General features: G+C 62.8%; 23 protein-coding genes. 6 read left to right on the top strand and 17 right to left on the bottom strand.

Going from position 1 to position 21,636, the window contains the following annotated elements:
• Positions 1 to 25 precede the first annotated feature (25 nt).
• The gene (locus tag Q8O29_RS17230; protein WP_305565010.1) at positions 26 to 919 is read left to right on the top strand and encodes an NAD(P)-dependent oxidoreductase; all 894 of its coding nucleotides are present in this window, start codon (positions 26 to 28) and stop codon (positions 917 to 919) included.
• Between the two features lie 61 nt (positions 920 to 980).
• On the opposite strand, the gene Q8O29_RS17225 is transcribed toward Q8O29_RS17230, so the two are convergent.
• On the bottom strand, positions 981 to 2,933 hold the full coding sequence (locus tag Q8O29_RS17225; RefSeq protein WP_305565008.1) for a DEAD/DEAH box helicase: 1,953 nt from the start codon (positions 2,931 to 2,933) through the stop codon (positions 981 to 983).
• 378 nt (positions 2,934 to 3,311) lie between these two features.
• Positions 3,312 to 3,875, bottom strand: a complete 564-nt coding sequence (orn, locus tag Q8O29_RS17220) for an oligoribonuclease (RefSeq protein ID WP_305565007.1) — start codon at positions 3,873 to 3,875, stop codon at positions 3,312 to 3,314.
• A 35-nt stretch (positions 3,876 to 3,910) separates the two neighbouring features.
• On the opposite strand from orn, the gene Q8O29_RS17215 reads away from it, so the two are divergent.
• From Q8O29_RS17215 to rsgA, 3 genes are read left to right on the top strand one after another with little or no spacing between them, the layout of a single operon-like run.
• Complete coding sequence (locus Q8O29_RS17215) at positions 3,911 to 5,197, top strand: M48 family metallopeptidase (protein WP_305565005.1); 1,287 nt, start codon at positions 3,911 to 3,913, stop codon at positions 5,195 to 5,197.
• Positions 5,194 to 5,511 (top strand): 4a-hydroxytetrahydrobiopterin dehydratase, encoded by a 318-nt coding sequence (locus Q8O29_RS17210; RefSeq protein WP_305565003.1) that lies wholly within the window; start codon positions 5,194 to 5,196, stop codon positions 5,509 to 5,511. The genes Q8O29_RS17215 and Q8O29_RS17210 overlap by 4 nt, the downstream gene beginning before the upstream one ends.
• Positions 5,508 to 6,455, top strand: coding sequence for a ribosome small subunit-dependent GTPase A (gene rsgA, locus Q8O29_RS17205; protein ID WP_305565001.1), 948 nt, complete (start codon positions 5,508 to 5,510; stop codon positions 6,453 to 6,455). Before Q8O29_RS17210 ends, rsgA begins: the two co-directional genes overlap by 4 nt.
• Before the next feature lie 185 nt (positions 6,456 to 6,640).
• Here rsgA and Q8O29_RS17200 read toward each other — a convergent pair whose 3' ends face one another.
• The 6 genes from Q8O29_RS17200 to rpsP form a co-directional block, all read right to left on the bottom strand.
• Positions 6,641 to 7,648: a CobD/CbiB family protein gene (locus Q8O29_RS17200; protein WP_305564999.1), complete on the bottom strand. Its 1,008-nt coding sequence runs from the start codon at positions 7,646 to 7,648 to the stop codon at positions 6,641 to 6,643.
• 189 nt (positions 7,649 to 7,837) lie between these two features.
• Positions 7,838 to 8,536: a CoA pyrophosphatase gene (locus Q8O29_RS17195; RefSeq protein WP_305564997.1), complete on the bottom strand. Its 699-nt coding sequence runs from the start codon at positions 8,534 to 8,536 to the stop codon at positions 7,838 to 7,840.
• A 70-nt stretch (positions 8,537 to 8,606) separates the two neighbouring features.
• Positions 8,607 to 8,972, bottom strand: a complete 366-nt coding sequence (gene rplS / locus Q8O29_RS17190) for a 50S ribosomal protein L19 (RefSeq protein WP_305564995.1) — start codon at positions 8,970 to 8,972, stop codon at positions 8,607 to 8,609.
• A 129-nt stretch (positions 8,973 to 9,101) separates the two neighbouring features.
• The gene (gene trmD / locus Q8O29_RS17185; protein ID WP_305564993.1) at positions 9,102 to 9,881 is read right to left on the bottom strand and encodes a tRNA (guanosine(37)-N1)-methyltransferase TrmD; all 780 of its coding nucleotides are present in this window, start codon (positions 9,879 to 9,881) and stop codon (positions 9,102 to 9,104) included.
• Between the two features lie 160 nt (positions 9,882 to 10,041).
• Positions 10,042 to 10,617: a ribosome maturation factor RimM gene (gene rimM, locus Q8O29_RS17180; protein WP_305564991.1), complete on the bottom strand. Its 576-nt coding sequence runs from the start codon at positions 10,615 to 10,617 to the stop codon at positions 10,042 to 10,044.
• A gap of 16 nt (positions 10,618 to 10,633) precedes the next feature.
• Positions 10,634 to 10,894 carry a 30S ribosomal protein S16 gene (rpsP, locus tag Q8O29_RS17175; protein WP_305564989.1) on the bottom strand — a complete coding sequence of 87 codons (261 nt, stop codon included), beginning with the start codon at positions 10,892 to 10,894 and terminating at the stop codon, positions 10,634 to 10,636.
• Positions 10,895 to 11,065: 171 nt separating this feature from the next.
• Between rpsP and Q8O29_RS17170 the strand changes: the two genes are divergently transcribed.
• On the top strand, positions 11,066 to 11,635 hold the full coding sequence (locus Q8O29_RS17170) for a GNAT family N-acetyltransferase (protein WP_305564987.1): 570 nt from the start codon (positions 11,066 to 11,068) through the stop codon (positions 11,633 to 11,635).
• A complete protein-coding gene (locus tag Q8O29_RS17165; protein ID WP_305564985.1) occupies positions 11,632 to 12,093 on the top strand; it encodes a hypothetical protein in 462 nt (153 codons plus the stop codon). Before Q8O29_RS17170 ends, Q8O29_RS17165 begins: the two co-directional genes overlap by 4 nt.
• Positions 12,094 to 12,326: 233 nt before the next feature.
• On the opposite strand, the gene Q8O29_RS17160 is transcribed toward Q8O29_RS17165, so the two are convergent.
• From Q8O29_RS17160 to Q8O29_RS17120, 9 genes are all read right to left on the bottom strand, one after another.
• Positions 12,327 to 12,980, bottom strand: a complete 654-nt coding sequence (locus tag Q8O29_RS17160; protein ID WP_305564984.1) for a 3'-5' exonuclease — start codon at positions 12,978 to 12,980, stop codon at positions 12,327 to 12,329.
• Positions 12,977 to 14,890 (bottom strand): DUF294 nucleotidyltransferase-like domain-containing protein, encoded by a 1,914-nt coding sequence (locus Q8O29_RS17155; RefSeq protein WP_305564982.1) that lies wholly within the window; start codon positions 14,888 to 14,890, stop codon positions 12,977 to 12,979. Before Q8O29_RS17155 ends, Q8O29_RS17160 begins: the two co-directional genes overlap by 4 nt.
• A 587-nt stretch (positions 14,891 to 15,477) precedes the next feature.
• Positions 15,478 to 17,577 carry a TonB-dependent receptor gene (locus Q8O29_RS17150; protein ID WP_305564980.1) on the bottom strand — a complete coding sequence of 700 codons (2,100 nt, stop codon included), beginning with the start codon at positions 17,575 to 17,577 and terminating at the stop codon, positions 15,478 to 15,480.
• 78 nt (positions 17,578 to 17,655) lie between these two features.
• The gene (locus Q8O29_RS17145) at positions 17,656 to 18,018 is read right to left on the bottom strand and encodes a hypothetical protein (RefSeq protein ID WP_305564978.1); all 363 of its coding nucleotides are present in this window, start codon (positions 18,016 to 18,018) and stop codon (positions 17,656 to 17,658) included.
• 21 nt (positions 18,019 to 18,039) lie between these two features.
• Complete coding sequence (locus tag Q8O29_RS17140) at positions 18,040 to 18,612, bottom strand: DUF3299 domain-containing protein (RefSeq protein WP_305564976.1); 573 nt, start codon at positions 18,610 to 18,612, stop codon at positions 18,040 to 18,042.
• Between the two features lie 140 nt (positions 18,613 to 18,752).
• Positions 18,753 to 19,001, bottom strand: coding sequence for a hypothetical protein (locus Q8O29_RS17135; RefSeq protein ID WP_305565045.1), 249 nt, complete (start codon positions 18,999 to 19,001; stop codon positions 18,753 to 18,755).
• A gap of 20 nt (positions 19,002 to 19,021) precedes the next feature.
• Positions 19,022 to 20,236, bottom strand: coding sequence for an FtsX-like permease family protein (locus Q8O29_RS17130; protein ID WP_305564974.1), 1,215 nt, complete (start codon positions 20,234 to 20,236; stop codon positions 19,022 to 19,024).
• The gene (locus Q8O29_RS17125) at positions 20,233 to 20,889 is read right to left on the bottom strand and encodes an ABC transporter ATP-binding protein (protein WP_305564972.1); all 657 of its coding nucleotides are present in this window, start codon (positions 20,887 to 20,889) and stop codon (positions 20,233 to 20,235) included. The genes Q8O29_RS17130 and Q8O29_RS17125 overlap by 4 nt, the downstream gene beginning before the upstream one ends.
• Positions 20,886 to 21,473 carry a Fur family transcriptional regulator gene (locus tag Q8O29_RS17120; protein ID WP_305564970.1) on the bottom strand — a complete coding sequence of 196 codons (588 nt, stop codon included), beginning with the start codon at positions 21,471 to 21,473 and terminating at the stop codon, positions 20,886 to 20,888. The genes Q8O29_RS17125 and Q8O29_RS17120 overlap by 4 nt, the downstream gene beginning before the upstream one ends.
• Positions 21,474 to 21,636: the final 163 nt, after the last annotated feature.

The following is a 21,636-nucleotide window of genomic DNA, read 5'->3' as shown; positions in this document are numbered from 1 at the left end:
GTGGCAACACCATCTTTGGATACCCATGAGTACAAGCACGACATCGAATTTCCGCATTGCCTTTCTCGGCACAGGCAGCATGGGGCTTCCCATGGCCAGACGGCTTTGCGAAGCCGGCTACGCCCTGCAGGTGTGGAACCGCACACCACAGAAGGCCGCCTCACTGACTGCGCTGGGCGCAGTGGTGCACACGCAGGCCACAGCCGCAGTGAAAAACGCCGACATCGTGGTCGGCATGCTGGAAAACGGCGCGGTGGTGGAAGACGTGTTGTTTGGGCAGGACATCGCCGCCGCGATGCAACCGGGTGCGCTGTTCATCGACATGGCCTCGATCAAGCCACGCGAGGCGCGCGACCATGCCGCACGTCTGGGCGCGATGGGCATCGCCCACATCGACGCGCCAGTTTCCGGCGGCACCGGCGGTGCCGATCAGGGCACGCTGGTCATCATGGCCGGCGGCAAGGAAGCGGAATTTGAACGCGCCCTGCCTGTCTTGCGCATCTTCGGTCGCGCCACCCACGTCGGCTCACACGGCGCGGGGCAGCTCACCAAACTCGCCAACCAGATGATTGTCGGCATCACCATAGGCGCGGTGGCCGAAGCCTTGCTGTTTGCCACCAAAGGCGGCGCCGACATGGCCAAGGTCAGGGAGGCGATCACTGGCGGCTTTGCCGACAGCCGCATCCTGCAGGTACATGGCGAACGCATGGTGGAACGCGACTTTGCACCGCGCGCCCGCATGGCGATCCAGCTCAAGGACCTGCGCAATGCACTCGCAACGGCCGAAGAGATCGGTTTCGACGCACCGGTGACCACGCTGTTCGAACAGCTTTACGCCGACGGCATCGGCCATGGCCTCAGCGACCTGGACCACTCTGGCTTGTTTGTCGAACTGGCCAGTCGCAATGGCATGAGCTGACGGTCGATGTGTCCATAAAAAAAGCCCGCAAGCTGCGGGCTTTTTTTGTTGCCGACACGAATCAACGTGCGGGGCGGGTCGGACGTTTGTGGGCGTCACGCGGCACAAACACCTTGCCTGCCGGCTTGGCGAACGCCGGTTTGCGGTCGGCAAAATCGCCGCGTGGCGCGGATGCAAAACCTTCCGAACGGCCGCCGCCGAAGCCACCGCGATCACCCCCCCGGTCATCGCGCTGGGCGAAACCACCGCTGTTGCCATTGCCGCCGCCGAAGCCACGGTCATCACGGCGCGGGCCGCGATCATTGAAACCCGAGCGGTCCGCATAAGCAGGACCCTGGGGCGCCGGGCGTCCCTGGAAAGGTGCGCCACGGTCGTCACGGTTGCCGCCAAAACCACTGCGGTCACCGCCACGGTCGCCGAAAGCAGGCTTCTTGCCGGCATATCCGCCGCCGGCGCCACCGAAACCACCCGAAGGCGCGCGGTCGTTGCCGAAACGGCCACCGCCACCAGCGCCGAAGCTGCGGCCACGGTCACCGCCAAAATTGCCGCGCGGGCGATCTGACGTTGGCGCAAAACGCTGCTGTGGCTCCAGGCCGGCGATCACGCTGGGCTTGAGGTTTTGCTGGGTGTAGTGTTCGATGTCCTGGATCTTGCGGCGGTCGCGGAACTCGGCAATCGTGATCGCCTGGCCTTCGCGGCCAGCACGGCCGGTACGGCCGATGCGGTGCACATAGTCTTCGGCTTTCATCGGCAGGCCGTAGTTGATCACGTGGGTGATGGTCGGCACGTCCAGGCCACGGGCAGCCACGTCGGTCGCCACCAGAATCTGCACGCGGCCATCACGGAAAGCCATCAGGCGACGATTGCGCAGGCCCTGGCCCAGGGCGCCATGCAGCGCCACGGCGCTGAAGCCCTCCTGCACCAGGTCGTTGGCCAAGCCGTCACATTCGACCTGGGTGCAGGCGAACACAATGGACTGGTTCATGGTGGTGTCGCGCAGCGAATGGTCCAGCAGCTTGCGCTTGTGGCTCATGTTGTCGGCCCACAGCAGCGATTGCGTGATCGACGCGTGTTTTTCATGCGGGGAATCGATCTCGACACGCTGCGGCTGGCGCATGACGCGCGTGGCCAGTTGCATGATGCGGGGCGCAAACGTGGCGCTGAACATCATGGTCTGCTTGCGCTCGATCGTGAGCTGGTTGACTTCGGTCAGGTCGTCGGCAAAGCCCAGATCAAGCATGCGGTCGGCTTCGTCAACCACGAGGAACTGCACCTGGTCGAGCTTGATCTGCATGCTGCGCTGCAGGTCCAGCAGGCGGCCGGGCGTGGCCACCACGAGGTCGGCGTTTTGCAGCTTGGCAATTTGCAACTGGTAAGGAATGCCGCCAACGACGTTGGCAATGCGCAGGCCGCGGCAATGGCGCACCAGATCAATCGCATCGGCGCAGACCTGCTGGGCCAGCTCGCGGGTCGGGCACAGGATCAGGGCGCCGGGTGTGGCGGCCTTGAAATTGCGCGCGTTGGTCGGGTCCTTGCGCTTGGGTTTCTTCAATGGCGGCTCGCCGCGGGCAACCGCCTCAAGCGACAGGCGTTCAAATTCAGCGCGTTCGCTGCGCTCGGCCTCTTCCTGCTGCTTGAGCAGTGTGTGCAGCACGGGCAACAGGAAGGCTGCGGTCTTGCCGCTGCCGGTCTGGCTGGACACCAGCAAGTCGGTGAATTTTGCCTTGGGGTCGGCCTTGACGTCAGCATCCAGCGCCTGCATGGCTTTCGGGATGGTAGCCATCTGCACGGCGGTCGGCTGGGTGAAACCCATGTCGGCCACGGCTTGCAGCAATTCCTTGGCCAGGCCCAGCTTCACGAAGCCGTTGGGCTCCGGCGCAATGGCATCCAGCGACGTTTCTGCTGCTGCAGGCGCATCAGAAAAATCAGAAAGTACGTTGATTTCCATATCGGAAATGATGTCGGTAGTTGCTTCGGCCAAAGAATCGCCGCGAGCCTCAAAAGAGTCAGTCATGTTTTTCTCACTAAACACTTGTCCGCGCTGCCCCGCTTGTGGTGGGCAGGCGAACAAGAAACTAGAACCTGCCGCGTAGCGGCAAGGCTTCGTTCATGGTTAATAAAACATCAACCATCAAACGAATATTTCGGTTCGGGCGACTCCCGGTCAACCGGTGCCTGAAGCGATGGCTCTGTTGGTAGAGCCCAAAAGTGTGAGGTAGATGTACAAATGCGGCGCACCCCTGTACGTCCGTCAAGCCCACGATTATGCCACGGCTAGCGGGTTTCTACCAGCCCCAACTGTCAAAAGACCAGCAAACGCTTGCGGGTGAACCGCATTTGCTCCTCATTTGATAGCTGTCACCTCTTTTATGGCAAGGGCTAAGGGCCAGATTCACTTCAAAAAGTGGGTCCGATAATATTCCAGCTCGTCAATCGATTCATGCACATCGGCCAGCGCGGTGTGGCTTTGCTGCTTTTTGAAAGCGCTGTACACCTCGGGCCGCCAGCGTTTGGCCAGTTCCTTGAAGGTGCTGACATCGATGTTGCGGTAATGCAAAAACACCTCAAGTTTGGGCATGTACTTGACCAGGAAGCGCCGGTCCTGGCTGATGGTGTTGCCGCACAACGGCGAGGTGCCCTTGGGCAGATACTTGGCCAGAAAGGCCAGCACCTGCTTTTCGGCATCCTCCTCGGTCACCGAACTGGCCTTGACCTTGTCGATCAAGCCGCTGCGGCCGTGTGTACCCTTGTTCCAGTTGTCCATCTGATCCAACAACTCGTCCGTCTGGTGGATCACCAACACCGGCCCCTCAATGCGCGGCGTAAGTTGCGGGCCGGTCACCACCACGGCGATTTCAATGATGCGCTCCTTGTCCGGGTCCAGCCCGGTCATCTCACAGTCGAGCCAGACCAGGTTCTGGTCGGATTTTTTAAGCAGGGGTTCTGTAACAAGCATCTTGCGATTCTCGCTGATCGCCTAAACTTCGACCCATGACCGACCATTCATTCACCTTCACCGCGCTGTTCTCGGCCGCTCTGGTGCTGGGGCTGCTCACCAAGTTCTACCTTGCGTCGCGGCAGATCCGCCATGTGGCGCGCCACCGCGATGTCGTGCCTGCGGCGTTTGCCGCCACCATCACGCTGACCTCGCACCAGAAGGCCGCCGACTACACCATCACCAAGGCCCGTTTCGGGCTGCTGGAGCTGGCTTGGGGCGCCGCTGTTTTGCTCGGCTGGACGCTGCTGGGTGGCATTGATGCGCTGAACCAGATGCTGGCCAGTTCCGGTCTCGGCGCGCATGGCAGCCTGGTGCCGCAACTGGCGCTGCTCGCGGTTTTCGGCCTGGTCAGTGGCCTGCTGGACCTGCCCTTCACGCTGTACAGCACCTTCCGCATCGAGGAGCGTTTCGGCTTCAACAAGATGACATTCAAACTGTGGCTGGGCGACCTGCTCAAGTCCACACTGGTCGGTGTGCTGGTCGGCCTGCCCATCGTGGCGCTGATCCTGTGGCTGATGGGCAGCACTGGCAGTGGGTGGTGGCTGTGGGCCTGGGGCGCCTGGACGGTGTTCAACCTGCTGATCCTGGTGCTCTACCCGACGGTGATCGCGCCCCTGTTCAACAAGTTCCAGCCGCTGGAGGATGAAACCCTCAAGGTCCGCGTGACCGCGCTGATGCAGCGCTGCGGCTTCGCAGCCAAGGGCCTGTTTGTCATGGACGGCAGCAAACGCTCGGCCCATGCCAACGCCTATTTCACCGGTTTCGGCGCTTCCAAACGCGTGGTGTTTTACGACACCCTGCTCAAGCAGCTCAACCCTGAGGAGGTCGATGCGGTGCTGGCTCACGAGCTCGGGCACTTCAAACACAAACACATCATCAAGCGCATCGTTTCCATGTTCGCCATGAGTCTGGCCGGCTTTGCGCTGCTCGGCTGGCTGTCCACGCAAGTGTGGTTCTACACAGGCCTGGGTGTGCGGCCTAATATGAGCGGTGGCAATGACGCACTGGCGCTGCTGCTGTTCCTGCTGGTGGTGCCAGTCTTCAGCTTCTTCATCTCGCCCATCTTTGCGCTGTTCTCGCGCAAGCACGAGTTTGAGGCCGACGCCTATGCGATCGCCCAGACCGACGGCAAGGATTTGCAGAGCGCATTGCTCAAGCTCTACCAGGACAACGCCAGCACGCTGACGCCCGACCCCTTGTTCGTGAAGTTCTACTACTCGCACCCGCCGGCCTCCGAGCGCCTGGCCCGCCTGGGTGTCAGCACCAGAGCTTCCGCATGAATCCGATTCACCAGAACCGCCGCGCGTTGAGCGCCACCGAGATCGTGACCCAGCTCAGCCAGCTCAATGGCGAGCAGGCGCTGGGCTGGCGGCTGATCAATGGCTCGCTCGAAAAAACCTACGGCTTCAAGAACTACTACGAGACCATCGCCTTTGTGAATGCCGTGGCCTTCATCGCCAACGCCGAAGACCACCATCCCGACCTGACGCTGAGTTACGGCAAATGCACGGTGCGTTTCAACACGCATGACGTCAAGGGTATTTCAGTCAGCGACTTTTTTTGCGCGTCCAAAGTCGACGCACTGCTGGCTTGACCACTGTTTCTTCCGCCGGGACCCTGCCCGGCCTGGTGGTCGCGGGATTTGGCCGGCATTGCCTGGTTGAAACGCCTGACGGCCAGCGCCTGATCTGCCACCCGCGCGGCAAAAAAAGCCAGGCCGTGGTCGGCGACCGCGTCCAGTGGCTGCCCTCGCAGGACGAAGGCACGGTTGAAAAGGTCGAGCAGCGCAGCAACCTGTTTTACCGGCAGGACGAGATGCGCACCAAGTCGTTTGCGGCCAACCTCGACCAGGTGCTGATCCTCATCGCGGCCGAGCCCGAGTTTTCGGAAAGTCAGCTCACGCGCGCGCTGATCGCCGCTGAAGCAGAACGCATTACACCCATCATCGCGCTGAACAAAAGCGATCTGGCCGAACCCTTCGGCCGCGCCTGGGTCAAGCTGGAACCTTACCGTGCGATGGGCTACCAGGTGTTGCCGCTCGCGATCAAGCCCAGAACCGATGCGCCGGTGGCCAACGACGCGCAGTACCAGCAGTTGCTGGCGCTGCTGCGCGGCAAAAAAACACTGGTGCTGGGCCCGTCGGGTGCCGGAAAAAGCAGCCTGACCAACCTGCTGGTGCCGAACGCGCAGGTGCTGACGGCTGAAATATCGCAGGCGCTTAACTCGGGCAAACACACGACCACCAGCACCACGCTGTACTGGATCGATGCGGAGCGCAGCAGCGCGCTGATCGACTCGCCGGGTTTCCAGGAGTTCGGCCTGCACCACATTGACCCCATGCACCTGGCCAACTACATGCCTGACCTCAAGGTGCATGCGCAGGACTGCAAGTTCTACAACTGCACACACCTGCACGAACCCGGCTGCGGCGTGATTTTCGAAGCCAAATCAACCTCCAGCCCAGGCAGAATAAGCGCAATCCGCTATCGTTTGTATAGCGAACTGTTTGCCGAGCTGTCGCAGCCCGCGCGTTACTAGGAGCCTGGGCGGCAGAAGGCGTCGAAGCGAAAAGTGGCCCCGGCGAGGACAGTTTTTGCCGGGTTTGCAGCCTCATAGCCGTAGCTATGGGGCAAAAAGCCGGTGGAAAATGGACCGTCGCGGCCGCTTTGCAGCCGACGTTCCTTCTGCCGCCCAGGCTCCTAGGAACTTGTTCTTAGCGCGCTTCAGCCCAGCAGACGCGCCAGCGTCAGCAGCGCCAGCAGCGCCATCCAGAGCACCACCGAGCGCCAGACCAGGCCGACAATGCTGCGCAGGTGAGCCACCTCGGGCTCACGCCCGGGTGTGCTTTCCGTCACCTCTGGCGCAGGCTGATCGGGGCCATTGACCTGGAAGCCCTGCGAGGCATCGGGCGCAAATGCCGCCTTCAGCGCCTCGCCGCCCAGGCGAACATTGACTGCGCCCGAGGTGGCCGCGAGGATCACGCCATCGTTGTGATTTTCCGGCCCGGCCGGCTGCCGCTGCGCATAGTTGCGCCAGCCGTCGATAGCATCTTCAAAACTGCCGACCACAGCGAAGCCCAGCGAGGTCAGGCGTGCCGGCACATAGTCGATCACCTGCCAGGCGCGCGCCGCCGCCCGTTGCAGCGCCGGACTCGCGCCCTCGCCAGCGGAACGGCTTTTGTGGGCCCAGTAACGTGACACGAACTCGCTCAGGCGGTACAACACGGCGCCGGCAGGACCCAGGCCCAGCGCGGCCAGCACCGAGAACCAGGCCAGCACGCCAAACACATGGCGATGCGCAGCCAGCACCGAGTACTCAATCACATGGCGGACGATTTCACTGCGCGGCAGTTCACTGGCATCGACCTGGCGCCACTGCGCCAGCAGTTCGCGGGCAGTCGCCTCGTCGCCGTCATCGAGCGCGTCACGGATGTCGGTGAAGTAGTGGCTGAACTGGCGAAAACCCAGCGTGACATACAGCACAGCCACGCCCCAGACAAAAGCCAGGGCCACATTGACGCTCCAGAGCAGCCAGTGGACGGTCAGGGTCAGCAGCGCCGGCGCCAGAACCGCCATGCACCAGGCGACCCAGCCGTGTACCGGCTTGCCGGCGTCCAGGCTGCGGCTGGCCCAGCGCGCCCAGCGGCGCAAACTGGCGTGAATGACGTTGCCGCGGGCCAGCGGGCGGGCCTGTTCAATGATGAGTGCGAACAAAACGGCAAAAAAACTCATGGCACTTCAATAAATCCATTTTTCGGGCGAATTGCGTCGTTGCGCGGTGCTCGCAATCCTCATGCACCCAAGTGCATTCCGGTTGCTGCGCTCCGTGCGCCTAGCACTTCATCCCGAAAATCTGAATTTCTGGAAGTGCCCTGCTGCCAAATCATAACGGGTGGCATGCACCAGCACATCATGCTGTGATCACGCACTCAGAAAGCGGTACAGATTGCGCAGCATGCCGGCGGTTGCACCCCAGATGTAGCGCTCTTTGCTGCCGCTGCTGTCCACCGGTCCGGTGTATGGCATGGACAGCCACTGCCGGATGGCGCCGTCGAACTCGAATTCATGGCGCTGGTGGTTCGCCGGGTTCATCAGGTAATGCAGCGGCACCTCGAAAATATCGGCCACTTCGGACGGATTGGGCTGCAGCGTGAAACCCGGCTGCACCAGCGCCACGACGGGGGTGATGATGAAGGCGGTGCCGGTGACGTAGGTCGGAAGAATGCCCAACACCTCGACGTGTTCACGCGTCAGGCCGATCTCTTCGTGGGCTTCGCGCAAGGCGGTGTCCACCGCGTCGTGGTCCGTGTCATCGGTCTTGCCGCCGGGGAATGCGACCTGGCCGGAGTGGGTAGACATGTTGCCGGCGCGTTCTGTCAGCAGCAGCGTGATCTCGTCACGCATGACCAAGGGGATCAGCACGGAAGCAAGTGCCGGCTCCCGGTTGGAAAACTTCTTCTCGACACTGTGCTCCGGCGTCCAGAGCGGCGGGTGCCGGAAACGCTGGCGCAGGGCCTGCGGCATCAGCGCCTGTACCGGCACCTCCGACAGGTGTGTATCCACCCCGATGACCGGGATGGTCCGCGGATCGAATTTCGGCAGCGGTTTGGTGAAAGTCATGCGAAGTCAAGCGTAGCAGGCATAAAAAAAACCGCTCCTGGGAGCGGCTTTTTCAGGGGCCTGGCCGCTTTTATGCAGCTTTGGCGCCCAGTTTTTCCTTGATACGTGCCGACTTGCCGCTGCGATCACGCAGGTAGTACAGCTTGGCGCGGCGCACATCACCGCAGCGTTTGACTTCGATCTTGGCGATCAGCGGGCTGTAGACCTGAAAGGTCCGCTCGACGCCTTCGCCGTTGGATATCTTGCGCACGATGAAGCTCGAGTTGAGTCCGCGGTTGCGCTTGGCAATCACAACGCCTTCAAAGGCCTGCACACGCTTGCGTGTACCTTCAACCACATTGACGCTGACAATCACGGTGTCGCCGGGGGCGTACACGGGAATGGTCTTGTTCAAGCGGGTAATTTCTTCCCGCTCAAGGGTTTCGATCAGATTCATGATTTATTCCAGCTAACTTTTTCGTTCATACACGCGCTGCACTAAAGACCGCAAATCCATGGACACTTCGAAATGGTCAAGATGGTTGCAGTGGCCGCCAGAGGACCGAAAAGCCTTTGATTATAGCGTTTATGCGTCCTGCTCCGGATTTTCGATCAAATCCGCCAGAAAAGCTTCGTCGCTGGCGCTCAAGCGCCCGGCCACGCGCGCCTGCTGCAACAGATCGGGGCGCTGGCGCTGCGTCAGTACCAGCCGCTGCTCGCGCCGCCAGCGCTCGATTTGGGCATGGTTGCCCGACAGCAATTTGTCCGGTACGGTTTGATCACGCCAGGTCTCGGGGCGGGTGAAATGCGGGCAGTCGAGCAAGCCGTCCAGCGCCGGATTGAAACTGTCGAGCTGGTGGCTGCCTTCGTCGTTGAGTACGCCGGGTTGCAGGCGCGCCACGGCGTCCAGCAGGGCCATGGCAGCGACTTCCCCGCCGGACAGAACGAAGTCGCCCAGGCTGATCTGCTGATCCACAAAACTGTCAATAAAACGCTGGTCCAGGCCCTCGTAGCGGCCACACACCAGGACAGCGCCAGCGCTGGCCGACCAGCCGGCTACGCCGGTGTGGTTCAGCACGCGGCCTATCGGCGAGAACAGTACCACCGGCGCGCGTGAGCCTTCAGACTCAGCGCGCTCATCGCGGATGGCCTCCAGGCAACGCGCCAGCGGTTCGGCCATCATCACCATGCCGGGGCCGCCACCAAAGGACCGGTCATCGACGCGGCGGTAGTTGCCTTCGGCAAATTCGCGCGCATTCCAGAGCTTGACCTCGACCAGGCCGGATTCGTAGGCACGGCGCGTCACGCCGCTGCTCAAAAACGGCGCGAAAAGCTCGGGGAACAGGGTGATGACGTCAAAACGCATGGCTGTATTTTGCGCTATGAAGCGACAAGCGACGCTGCCAAGGAAGTTTTAGACCAGCCGGGGCCGCGGAACCGGCTTCGCCGGGCCGCAGGCGCAGCGCCCTCTCGGGGGGCAGCGCAGTACGCGAAGCGACAAGCGTGGGGACTCTACCTCGGGGGCTCTAATAATCTGGCTGCCAGTCCACCGTGATGGTTTTGCCCGGCAAATCCACACCATCCACATACGCGGCCACAAAGGGAATCATGCGTTCCAGCGCCTGACCTTCTTCGGTGTATTCGACGCACAGCACCGAATGCGGACCGGTCGCCATCAGGTCGCGCACGTTGCCCAGTGCCACGCCTTCACGGTTGACGACATTCAGGCCCAGCAGGTCCACCCAGTAATACTCGTCCTTGCCAGCTTTCGGAAAGGCACTGCGCGGTACAAAAATCCGCGCCCCACGCAGGGCTTCGGCCGGCGTGCGGTCGTCAATGCCCTCGAACTTGGCGACGACGGAGTCTGAATGGGTTTTGGATTCGTTGACGTTCAGGATGACCGTGCCGGCAAAAGCGTCAAAGCCCGGCCGGTGTTTGGCTTCGGGCGACTGCAGAAACCATCGGACGGAAGAAAAAAGCGCCTCGGAAGAGGCGCTGTGCGGCAGGATTTTGACCCAGCCCTTGACACCCCAGGCGTCAAGAATGCGCCCGACTTCGATGGCGTCCTCAGGCAGACCCGAGGACTCTAGGCCCGGAAGCATCTGGCGACCGGGAAAATCAGGCGGCTTTGGGAGCAGAGGCAGCGCCCTGCTTGACCAGGCGTTCCACGGTAGGCGAGGCTTGTGCGCCCACGCCGAGCCAGTGGGTCAGGCGGTCCTGCTCGATGCGCAGGCCTTCTTCGCCACCTTTGGCGATGGGGTTGTAAAAACCAATACGCTCGATGAAACGGCCATCGCGGCGGACACGTTTGTCAGCCACAACGATATTGAAAAAAGGACGGTGTTTAGAACCGCCGCGCGAGAGTCGGATGACGACCATGATTTATCCTTCGGGTGGCGGGGTGAAAAAATCACCCCAAAATGTTCCTGCAGCGATTGAGACACACGACATGGCACCCGGCCAGCGAAATGCTGCAAAGCCGTAGATTATAACCCGCGCTCCGCAAGTTCCCTTTAATCGGCCTTCAGGCCTTCTTTTCCGAGCCCAGTCATGCCCCTGATACGACCCAGCCGCGAGGAGGACCTCCCCGCCATCGCCGCCATTTATGCGCACCATGTGCTTCATGGCACCGGCACCTTTGAAACCGAGCCACCCAGCGTAGCCGACATGGGCACGCGCCGCGCCGACGTGTTGTCCAAGGGCCTGCCCTACCTGGTCGCCGAGGAAGCCGGCACCGTTGTCGGTTTTGCCTACGGCAACTGGTTCAAGCCGCGGCCCGCCTACCGCTATTCGGTGGAAGACTCGATCTATCTCGCGCCCGACGCGGGCGGCAAGGGCGTCGGGCGCGTTCTGCTGTCGGAATTGCTGGCGCGCTGCGAAAGCGCAGGCATCCGCAAGATCATGGCCATCATCGGCGACTCTGCGAACGCCAGCTCGGTCGGACTGCATCGCGCCTTGGGCTTCACGCAGGTCGGAATTGTGGCGTCCTGCGGTTGGAAGTTCGGCGCCTGGCGTGATATCGTTATCATGCAAAAAACGCTGGGCGCTGGCGATACCTTGCCGCCCAGCGAATTCGCTGGCGCTTCGCCTCCCTCCTCCCCACCCTCACGGACTCCATGAAAGACAAAAACAAAACCCTGGCTGCCTGGCTGTCTTTAGCTGGCGGCCAGTTGGGCATTCACCGCCTCTACCTGTATGGCGTGGGCGATGTGCTGGCCTGGCTGCACCCGATCGCCGCCGCCCTGGGCTGGTGGGGCGTCGAAAGGGTACGGATGTACGGACAGGACGACCAGCTCGCGTGGGCGCTGATTCCCATCCTTGGATTCACCCTGGCCGGCACGGCGCTGACGGCGATTTATTACGGCCTGATGGCTCCTGAAAAATGGAATGCCCGGCACAACTCCGCCGCAGCGCCGGATGCTGCTCCCGGCAGAACCAACTGGCTGACCATCGGAGCCATGGTGTTTGCGCTGCTGTTCGGCACCATTGCCCTGATGTCCAGCATCGTCTTCAGCTTTCAGCGCTACTTTGAATACCAGGTCGAGGAAGCCAGAAAAATTTCGCAGCCCATGAAATAGTGCCTCCACGTTCGCTCGCTGCGCGTGGCTCTTTGCCCCCCTCGAGGGGGGCGATGCGCCTGCGGGCTGGCAGGATCCTATCTGCGGCCGATGCCTTCCAGGCTTTGCAGGTTCAAGCACCTGTGCGTTGTTTTTATTAGCCATATCGGCTTCCAACCCATACCAGATAAGCGCGTGTAGCTATAAAATCTATAGCATTTGGGATTCCCGCCCGCAGCAAACAGCGGCAAGCCTCAAGCGCGCGCAATCCAGCGCTGCTGGGCCGCGAGTTTTTCGACATCCCGCCAGCACGTGCACTGCCCGGCCATTTGCGGCCAGATGCGCAGCAGCAACTCGCATTCGGCCAGCGTATCGGCGGCGGCCTGGTGCCGGTTGGCGCACACGATACTAAAGTGCGCCAACCACTCGTCCAGCGCGCGGGCTCTGACCTTCTCGTGCGTCACCGCGCATAGCTGCTCAATGTCGACCCAGCGGTTGGGCAGCGCGGCGCCCAGGTGCTCCAGCACAAAGCGGCCGATCATGGCTTGGTCGAAAGGTGCATGGAAGGCCAGCAAGGGCGAACTGCCGACGAAGCGGGCGAAGGCACGCAGCCCGTCAGGCATAGGCTCGCCTTCGCGCTGGCGCTGCAGACCAATGCCGTGCAGCAGGATGTTGTCCCTGGCAGACGCCACCTCGGACTGGCGCAGCACCAACTCAAAGCTGTCGCCCGGCGTGATGCTCAGGCGCCGCGCGGGCCAGTCCACCTGGACGGCAATCGCGGCAATCGCCAGCAACTGGTCGCGCTGCGCATCCAGCCCGCTGGTCTCCACGTCCAGCACCACCCAGCGCGTCTCGTCCACGGAGGCTGGCGCATCGAACCAGCCGCGCAGCCGATCGCCCCAGCTCATCGCTCGTAGTCCAGTTTCAGGCGCTGCTGCAGCGAACGCGCGACGCGAAACGATTCGCGCAGAATGCGTCTGTCGATGTTGTTCAGGCGCGCAACTTCGAGGTGGTTCGGGTGTTGCGGCGGGGCCGTGCCCTCCAGCTGGATGCGCAGCCGCAGCGTCTGCAAAAACTCGAAACCGCTGACCCAGGCCTGGTATTCGGGGGCGGCCAGGCCAAGCCGCAGGCCGACGGCCTCCAGCCGCTCACGTGTGCTGGTGGCGGTGACACCGTGACTCAGCGAATAAATCCGCGCCACATCAACAAAAATCGCCGCGCCCTGCAGCTTGAGATCGATCAGGCCTGCGTCGTCGACGGCGATGCTGCCGGTCCAGTTCAGCGGCGCGCTGTGGATCAGCGCATTGAGCGCCAGTTGCTTGATGAAACGCGGTGCGCGCCGCGCCGCCTCGCTGACCTCGCGGCGCAGACCATCGGCCAAGCGGTCGTCGCCGGCCAGTGCGCGAAAATCGAAGTAGATGCTGGCATGAAGCAGGTCCTGCGGCGCGCCGTGTTCTATCCAGTGGGCAAAACGCTCGCGCCACTGGCGCAGCGTCAGGCAGCAGGTCGGCTCGCCAGCCATGATGCCGCCGCGGCACAGCGGATAGCCGCAGGCGTCGAGCGCCAGATTGACCTCGCGTGCAAAGCGCAACGCGGCGTCGCGCTGGGCCGGCGTGCTGTCGTCCGGCAGGATCAGCGCGTTGTCCTGGTCGGTGGCAATCGTCTGCTCGCTGCGCCCTTCCGAACCCAGCGCCAGCCAGCAGATGCGCGCCAAATCCATGCCGTGCTCGCCCGCCTTGATTTCAAGCAGGCGCGCGGTCAACACGTCATTGAGGTGACTGATCAGCGCGGTGAGCTGGCGCGCGTGAACGCCCTGGCCCAGCAAAGTGTGCGCAAAACGGCGGATGTCCTGCGCCACCAGTTTGAGCGTGTCCACGTCAGCGGCCGAGCGGATCGAGGTGCTGACCTGCTTCAGGCTCAGGCGTTGCATCGCGAACAGATCGCGCTCAGACACCATGCCAAGCACCGCGCCGCCGCGCGTCACCGGCACATGGCGGATACCGTGTTTACTCATCAGCAGCGCCGCGTCAAGCGCCGTGTGCTCGTGGCTGAGCGACAGCACTGGCTGAACCATCACCTCGGCAATGGGCGTGTCCAGCGGCAAGGCCGGCAGCGCGACCCGGCCCAAAATATCGTAGCGCGTGAGAATGCCGAGCGGCCGCTGCTGCGCGTCGGTCACCAGCATGGAGCCTATGCGCTGCTGGTGCATTTGCGCCAGCGCCTCGCGCAGCGGCGTGGTCGGCCGGCAGCTCACCGGCGCCTGGCGCGCCACATCGCCCAGCGGCGTTTCCAGCGACTGCTCGGCCAGCGCCTGCGACGCATAAGCCACTTGCAGCGCACGCCGCGAAAGCTCCAGAAACTTCAGAATGCGCCGGTTCAGAAAATCGGCGAACGCCGGGCTCTGCTCGGCCAGCGCCTGCATGGCCGGCAGCGGCAGGCCCAGCACAAAGGTGTCGGCCACGGCGCGGTAGCTGGCTGTGACGGCGCGCTGCGCGACGGCGGCACTGACCGGAAACAACTCGCCGGGTTCGTAGTGAAAAGCACCGCCCGACAGCTCGGCCAGGCCGCGCTCGCCGATGACCGCGCCCTGACGAATGAAAAATAATTGTTTCACCAGGCCGCTGTCGGGGGTGATCAGCAGCTCGCCGGGTGCGTAATAGTTTTCGCGGGAATGACTGAGGAAGAAATCCACGTCGCCGGCTTGCATTTGCGCAAACGGCGGATGCCGCATCAGCTCCTGGCGCAGGTTGGTCAGCAGGCTGCTGGACGGACTCAAGTCGGCGTTGAGCGAGGAAAGAGGCTGGGCGGCATCCGTCACGGTTGTCTCCTGATATTTTGAAAACCATTATCCGGGAAGGTCGTGTTGCGGTGCTGATTCAGCGCAAACACTGCGGCGATGACACACATGCTGTTCCGGCGGAACCGATCAACTGCGGTAGCTTGCAGCCTTGGTTGTGCTTCCAGCAAGCCGGGTCTCGCCCCGGCGGGCGACTTACTTTTCTTTGTCTCGCCAAAGAAACCTAAGGAAAAGAAAGGCGACCCGACTGTCTGGGTCCCTTCGCTGCGCTACGGGCAACCTGCGCTGCTCGATTACGGCGGGGGTCGGCAGAACTCGCTTCGCTCAAACAACTGCCGCCCTTGACACCGCCTCCATCTGCGCTGCTCGGCTCAGCCAAACGGGCTTTGGGGAAGGAATCGGATTCGGGGAGACGATGACGCGCGAAGCGCGTCATCGTCGGCGTACGCGGCGGTGATGTTTGCACGCGAGAGCAGCACACGCGGCCAAATGAGGTTCCCCTCCACCGCCCAGCGGGGCGGGGGAGGGGCTGGGGGAGGGAGTGGGGAGTTAGGCCCTACTGTCCTGAGCAGACCTGAGGCGCAGCATGACGCTTGATAGGATAAAAACTAAAAACTTGCCTGCAACCCCACCTTCAAACTGCGCCCCGGCAAAGGCGCCTTCGGAAAGGCCGTGCTCGTCAACACCGAGGTCGCGCTATAGGCCAGCTTGTCGGTGATGTTGTCGAGCCGGGCGTACCACAGCAACGAAGCCGGCCCGGCTTTCATGCGGTAAGACGAAGTGGCATTCCACAAGGTGTAAGCCTGCGTCACCCCCACCGGTGGGGCCGACACCCGTTTTTGTGCGGCCAGGTGGTCAAAGCCCACACTCGCACCCCACGGGCCGCTGGCCCACAGCAGCGACGCACCCACGCGCCAAGGCGCGATCCGCGGCAGCGACTGGCCGTTGCTCAGGTTGGTGGCACGCACTACATCGCCGCGCAGCGCCAGATCCACCGTCGAAGCGCCCTCCTGCAGGCGGATGTTGCCGCTGGCCTCGATACCGGTGAAGCGCGCCCGTACCTGCTGATAACGAAACTCGGCCAGCGGCCGGAACGCCGCGCCGGACGCTGTGAACCCCGCGTTACCGGGATCCTCGGTCGGGTTGACCTCGCCGTCTTCAGCGTTGCGCCTCACGCCCGTCGTTTGGTTGAGTGCAATGTAGTTCTTAAACCGGCTCACATAGGTGTTGACCTTGAAGCTGTGTCCGCCCGACTTCCAGGCAGCGCCCAGGTCCAGGTTGCTGGACTGCTCTTTGGCCAGATTGGCGTTGCCAACTTCATAGGCAGCAGTGGCGATGTGCGGGCCATCGGCAAACAGCTCGTAGTCCTTGGGCGCGCGTTCGGTGTAGGCCAGGTTGCTCGTCATTTGCCAGCCCGGTGCGGCATTCCACAGTGCGCCCAGCGCGTAACTGCCGGGTTTGAATTCTTTTTTGGCGGGTGTGAAGCGAGCAACTCTGGGGTTGCCCAATGACTCGACGTGGACCGACTCAAGCCGCCCGCCCAGACTCATCTTGCCCCAAGCCGTCCCCAGTTCTTCGTAAGCAAACAGGGCCGACTGGGAGGTTTTGCTAAAAGGCGCAAAAGCCTCTGTGCCCACAGCAGAAAAGCGGCTGGATTCGGTTTGCACCCCCAGCACGCCATCGATGTTGCCGATCTTGGCATGGCGCGCTTCCAGCCTGAAGTCACTGCCCTTGTTGGTAAAAACCGTACCGGGCCGTGGCCCTTCAAACTCGGTGTGCCGGTAATCGGTCTGGCTGTACTGCGCCTTGATGCTTTGCAGCGGCCCGTCCAGATTGCGGATTTCACCCTCCAGCGCATAACGGTCTGACTTCATGCCAATCGTCACCCTGTCTTCAGCCACCGTGCCGTAGCTGCTGCGGTAGTTGCTGGCCGATGCACCGAGGTAGCCGCTGTCAAAAAACACCGATCCACCCACTGCCCCGCCACTGACATCGCTGGCTGAATTGCAGATGCGCCTGGCGGTCGTGGTGACTGCGGTCTTGGTGCAGGCCAGGTCGCGCGGCACCCGCACATCGCTGGTCTGACGGTCAAAGGCATCGACATGCAGGCTGTAGCGCTGGTTGCCCGCTTCCAGCAGCACACCCTTGCCGCGCTCTGAATTACCGGTGGCGGCATTGATATCCACCTTGCCGCTGATACCGCCGTTTTCATCAAACTGGGCCTCGCGCGGAATGCGGTTGTCGATGACGTTGACCACGCCACCGACCGCGCTGCCGCCGTACAACAAGGCACCCGGCCCGCGCAATACTTCAATGCGCTCAATGCTCAAGGGGTCGCTGGTCACCGCGTGGTCATAACTGAGGCTGGAGGCGTCGAGCGAGCCCCCGCCGTTGGCCAGGATGCGGATGCGGTCGCCGTCCAGCCCGCGGATGATGGGCCGGCTGGCGTTCGGGCCGAAGTAAGTGCTGCTGACACCGGGCGTGCCGTCCAGCGTTTCACCGAGTGTGGTTTTGGAGCGCAGCAGCAGGCCGTCGCCCGAGTACCGGGTGGCGGGCGCTATCAAATCCGTGCTGCCCAGCGGGTTGCCAGTCACGGTGATCTCTTTGAGCGTTGGGGCGGGCGTCTGCGCCAGCACGCTTGTGCTGCCAAGGGCGAGCAGGGACAAGGTAGCCGTGCCGATGGCACTGCGGGGAAATGATTTTTTCATGGGGACTCGATGAATCTGGAACGGGAAACACCAAACGGCACCCGCAAAAGGTGCGTTCAGCGGCTTCAGTGGGGGGATTCAGCGCGTCAGGGGCGGACCGCGCGCTTCGAAAAGCGCAGCCCGCCGGGCGAGTGCTTCGCCCTGCAGAAAAAGAAAAACGAAAGCAGACAGCACCATCGGCAAGGCCGCCAGGGGCGGCACCAAAGCAGCATCAGCGTGGCAAAGCTGGTCATAGACACGGCAATCCGAGTCGTCGGCATGGGCAGAGAAAAGATCGGCCAGCCAGCTGTGCGCATGGCTGGAATCATCGGCCTGGGCGAGATGCGCCGGCGCAGCGTGGTGAGAGTCAATGGCGCCATGCACCAGCCCATGCATCAGGCCCAGCATGGGCGCGAGCAACAACACCAGGGCCAGATAGCCCCAAGCCGCTCGCAGTGCCATGCGCCGGATCAACATGCGTGTTTACTTCACCGTCACCGCATCGTTGATGCGGTAATACAGGCCATACGGATCGTCATGCAGCACCTGCAGCCGGCCCTCGACCACGACCGCCTCCATGCTGTATTCGACCGGGGTTTTGGTCTTGACCTCGACCATGCTCTCTGGCCCGCCAGGCAGACAGAAAGAGCAGCTCAGCGGCACCGACGACAGCAGGAAGTGGCGCTGCTTCTTGCCCGGCTCCAGCGGCATCATGAAACCCTGGATGCGCTGGGTCTTGCCGTTCATGCCGAGCTGGCCAGCGTTGAACACCGGCAGAATGCGGTTCTTCTCGTTTTTGGTTTTGACATCGGTCAGCACCGACCAGGCCAGCACGTCATCGCGCGGGGCCAATGGCGCAAACGGGCTGTTGGCGCCATGCACACCGGCACCCTGCCCGGCTGGCAAACCTGTGCCGGCTGCAGCCGCTGGCGCAGTGGGTTTGCTGCTGCCCGGTGGCAAGGGGGAACTGAGCTGCGCCTGCGCCGTCCCGAAGGCCAGCAGCAGGCCCATCAGCAGCGACTGGGGCTTGAAAGCGAGGGAAGCAGAGGTATTCATGGGTTCTCCGGAAACGGGGCTTTAGACAATATCTTCGGGCCTGTCATTGCGGGCCTGACCCGCAATCCATGCCACGCAAACCAAAGTCGCTGGTCCATGCTGCATGGATCACGGATCGAGTCCGGGATGACTGCACCAGTTCAATGCGCGTGTTTCATTCCGCAGTATTTTCCCACCGCCAGCCCTTTGCAGGAAGCCTGCAGGTCTTTCATGCAAATATCTTCCTTTTTGCCCGATTCCAGACACTTGGCGGCGGCCTCATGCGCGCTGGCCATGGCGCGGTGGCGCAACACGTCTTCCTTGGTTTGTTTGTCGCTGTGCTGCGCATGCGCTATCGAAAACGTAGCTGCCAGCGCAAGTGCAGCAAGGGCTGAGGCCATTTTTTTCATCAATTTCATGGGCATTCGGTTCACCTCGATTGTAAAAGTTCAAACACACTGACCCGGTAGGCCTCATAGGCCGGCAGCAGTGCTGACAGCAGCGCCACCCCCACCGCCAGGGCCGGCACACCCCACAGCCCCGCTGGCCACGCGAGTGTGCCGATCAGGACTGATTTTTCTAGCTGCAGCAGCCAACCCAGCAACGCCATCAGCCCCTGGCCCGCCAGCACGCCAATCACCGCGGCCAGCAGCGCCAGCCACAGCGCCTCGCACAGCAGCAGTGCCGCCACCTTGCGCGGCGGCGCGCCCAGCAAACGCAGCAGCGCCAGGTCGGCCCGACGCTCGCGCACTGCGCTCCACAGCGCGATGAAGACACTCAGGCCCGCTGTCAGCAGCAGCACACCCGCCAGCGCACGCAACACGTCGGTGCCGACGCCGATCAGCCTCAAGAGGCGCGTGATCTCCAGCGCCGGCGCGGCGGCCTGCATCTCGGTGGTGGTGTTCACAAAGCGCGGGAAGGTGACCGCCGCCAGCGGTGTGCGGTATTGAATCAGCGCCAGCGTGACTTCGCGCTCGGCCTCCAGCGCCTTGCGGTCTTCGTCGTCGAGCGCGCTGTCGCCCTCATGCATTTTTTCGTGCACCTGCCAGACCGACTCTTGCGCGGTCAGCACCAGCCGGTCCAGCACCGAGCCGCTGGCAGCCAGCACGCCGCTGACCACATAAGGCGCCTGGTCATGGCTGGCGCCACCGCTGCCCAGGCCGTGGCTGCCAACAAAACGCTCACCCACCTTCAGCCCGGTCTGCGCCGCCACCTGCGCGCCCAGCACCGCCTGCAGCGGCGCGGCCCAGACGCCGCCCTGCGCAAAGCTGGCCTGGTAATGTGCGATGTAGGCCGGCGTGGTACCCACGATGCGGAACCCGCTAACGCTGTCGCCCAGACTCAAGGGGATCAGTTTGGCCACCTGCGAGTGCTGTGCCAGCGCCTTGACCGCCGCCAGCGGCACATTGCCGGTGGGTACGTCCAGGTGAAACACGCCCGACAGAATCAGTTGCATCGGGCTGCCCTTGGCTCCCACCACCACGTCGATGCCGGCCAGGTCGCGCTCAAAAGCTCGCGTGATCTGGTGGCTAACCAGCAGCACAAAACTCAACGATGCCAGCCCCAGACTCAGCAGCAACAGGTTCAGGCCCGCCGCCAGCGGCCGTGCCCACAAAAACCGCCAGGCGATTGCTATTGTTTTCATAGCTGGTTACGCACAAAGAATAAGGGCTGGTAGCCGATTTGACCATCCAGATTGGCCGCCACCCGCGAATCGTGCGTGGCAATCACCAGCGTCGCGCCGTAACGCGTGGCAGTCGCCTGCAGCAACTGCACCGCCTGGCTCGCGGCCTCGTCATCCAGGCTGGCCGTCGGCTCGTCCGCCAGAATCACTTTCGGCTGCAACAGCACCGCCCGCGCCAGCGCGACCCGCTGGGCTTGCCCGCCAGAGAGTTGCCCTGGTTTGCGTGCTGCCAGTTCAGCCACACCCAGCGCCGTCAGCGCCTCGCGGATGCGGCCGTCGTCCTGCGCCTGCCCCGCCGCCCATTGCGCCATCGCCAGGTTGGCGTGCACCGTCAGTGCTTCGCTCAAATGCAGCTTTTGCGGCAGAAAACCAATCGTTCTGGCGCGCCAGGCGTCACCCGCGACCTTGCCCAGCGTGGCCATGGACTGGCCGGCAACGGTGATGTCGCCCGCCGTTGGCGCCAGCAGCCCGGCCGCCAGCGCCAGCCAGCTTGACTTGCCCGAGCCCGAGGCGCCGCGCAACAGAACCACCCCACCCTGCGGCACAGCCATGTCTTCAAACCGCAGCTCGGCGCCGCCCGGGTACTGGTAGGCCAGTTGCCGGGTGCTGATCATGCCGCCAGCCCTTTCACTGCGGTACCGGTGCTGCCGGTGGCGCAGTCGGCGCACACACCACGCACCGCAAAGTCCAGGCTCATGCCCCGGTAACCCAAGGCCTTGAGCGCATCCAGCGCAGATTGCGCCGCCCGCTCCAGGTCATTTGCGCTGGATTGCAAAGCGCTCTCCAGCGGGCTGTCGCGGTGGCAGCTCTGGCATTCAAAGTGCGGCATGGCGTGCACGCCCGCCGGCATCGCCTGGTAACGCCGCACCCGGCTGGCATCGACCCGGCACAGCAACAGGCCAACCTGTGTGAGCCGGTCAATCAGGCGGTAAAGCGTGACGCGGTCCAGAGGTGCCGTGTCTGCCGCCCTCGCCTTCTCCCCCGTCCTTGTCATTGGGGACTTGATTCGCAATCCAGGCTCTTCGTCTCCCTCGGTCAGTGCCGCCTGCAACTGCGCGTGGGTGTAACTCGTATCCGGATGCGCCAGCAGCCAACCCAGCACCCGCCGCGCAGCATGCGTGCGCCGCAGGCCGTGGGCGGACAGCAGTGCGGCTATGGGATCAACGGTGGTGTCGTTTTGGGGGGTAGCGGAGGTCATGTGGTCAGGATTTTGCGGCGATTGGCGCGACAAGCATCATAAACGCAATTATGTTGCATTACCCCAAAAGCAACCCTTTCCCGCCTGTAGCTGCTCCACAACGCGTCTCCGTAAAGTCAATTAGTCCTTGATTTATATTAGTTTTCAGGATAATTTGAGTTTT

Origin of the sequence: Polaromonas sp. (genome assembly GCF_030689685.1) — a bacterium.
In the GTDB taxonomy this organism is placed as follows: domain Bacteria; phylum Pseudomonadota; class Gammaproteobacteria; order Burkholderiales; family Burkholderiaceae_C; genus Polaromonas.
This window is presented reverse-complemented; position numbering and strand designations above follow the sequence as displayed.

Coding starts and splice junctions, on each gene's coding strand:
- Q8O29_RS17230 (WP_305565010.1), top strand. CDS start 26: ATGAGTACAAGCACGACATCGAATTTCCGCATTGCCTTTCTCGGCACA.
- Q8O29_RS17225 (WP_305565008.1), bottom strand. CDS start 2,933: ATGACTGACTCTTTTGAGGCTCGCGGCGATTCTTTGGCCGAAGCAACT.
- orn (WP_305565007.1), bottom strand. CDS start 3,875: ATGCTTGTTACAGAACCCCTGCTTAAAAAATCCGACCAGAACCTGGTC.
- Q8O29_RS17215 (WP_305565005.1), top strand. CDS start 3,911: ATGACCGACCATTCATTCACCTTCACCGCGCTGTTCTCGGCCGCTCTG.
- Q8O29_RS17210 (WP_305565003.1), top strand. CDS start 5,194: ATGAATCCGATTCACCAGAACCGCCGCGCGTTGAGCGCCACCGAGATC.
- Q8O29_RS17200 (WP_305564999.1), bottom strand. CDS start 7,648: ATGAGTTTTTTTGCCGTTTTGTTCGCACTCATCATTGAACAGGCCCGC.
- Q8O29_RS17195 (WP_305564997.1), bottom strand. CDS start 8,536: ATGACTTTCACCAAACCGCTGCCGAAATTCGATCCGCGGACCATCCCG.
- rplS (WP_305564995.1), bottom strand. CDS start 8,972: ATGAATCTGATCGAAACCCTTGAGCGGGAAGAAATTACCCGCTTGAAC.
- trmD (WP_305564993.1), bottom strand. CDS start 9,881: ATGCGTTTTGACGTCATCACCCTGTTCCCCGAGCTTTTCGCGCCGTTT.
- rimM (WP_305564991.1), bottom strand. CDS start 10,617: ATGCTTCCGGGCCTAGAGTCCTCGGGTCTGCCTGAGGACGCCATCGAA.
- rpsP (WP_305564989.1), bottom strand. CDS start 10,894: ATGGTCGTCATCCGACTCTCGCGCGGCGGTTCTAAACACCGTCCTTTT.
- Q8O29_RS17170 (WP_305564987.1), top strand. CDS start 11,066: ATGCCCCTGATACGACCCAGCCGCGAGGAGGACCTCCCCGCCATCGCC.
- Q8O29_RS17165 (WP_305564985.1), top strand. CDS start 11,632: ATGAAAGACAAAAACAAAACCCTGGCTGCCTGGCTGTCTTTAGCTGGC.
- Q8O29_RS17160 (WP_305564984.1), bottom strand. CDS start 12,980: ATGAGCTGGGGCGATCGGCTGCGCGGCTGGTTCGATGCGCCAGCCTCC.
- Q8O29_RS17150 (WP_305564980.1), bottom strand. CDS start 17,577: ATGAAAAAATCATTTCCCCGCAGTGCCATCGGCACGGCTACCTTGTCC.
- Q8O29_RS17145 (WP_305564978.1), bottom strand. CDS start 18,018: ATGGCACTGCGAGCGGCTTGGGGCTATCTGGCCCTGGTGTTGTTGCTC.
- Q8O29_RS17140 (WP_305564976.1), bottom strand. CDS start 18,612: ATGAATACCTCTGCTTCCCTCGCTTTCAAGCCCCAGTCGCTGCTGATG.
- Q8O29_RS17135 (WP_305565045.1), bottom strand. CDS start 19,001: ATGAAAAAAATGGCCTCAGCCCTTGCTGCACTTGCGCTGGCAGCTACG.
- Q8O29_RS17130 (WP_305564974.1), bottom strand. CDS start 20,236: ATGAAAACAATAGCAATCGCCTGGCGGTTTTTGTGGGCACGGCCGCTG.
- Q8O29_RS17125 (WP_305564972.1), bottom strand. CDS start 20,889: ATGATCAGCACCCGGCAACTGGCCTACCAGTACCCGGGCGGCGCCGAG.
- Q8O29_RS17120 (WP_305564970.1), bottom strand. CDS start 21,473: ATGACCTCCGCTACCCCCCAAAACGACACCACCGTTGATCCCATAGCC.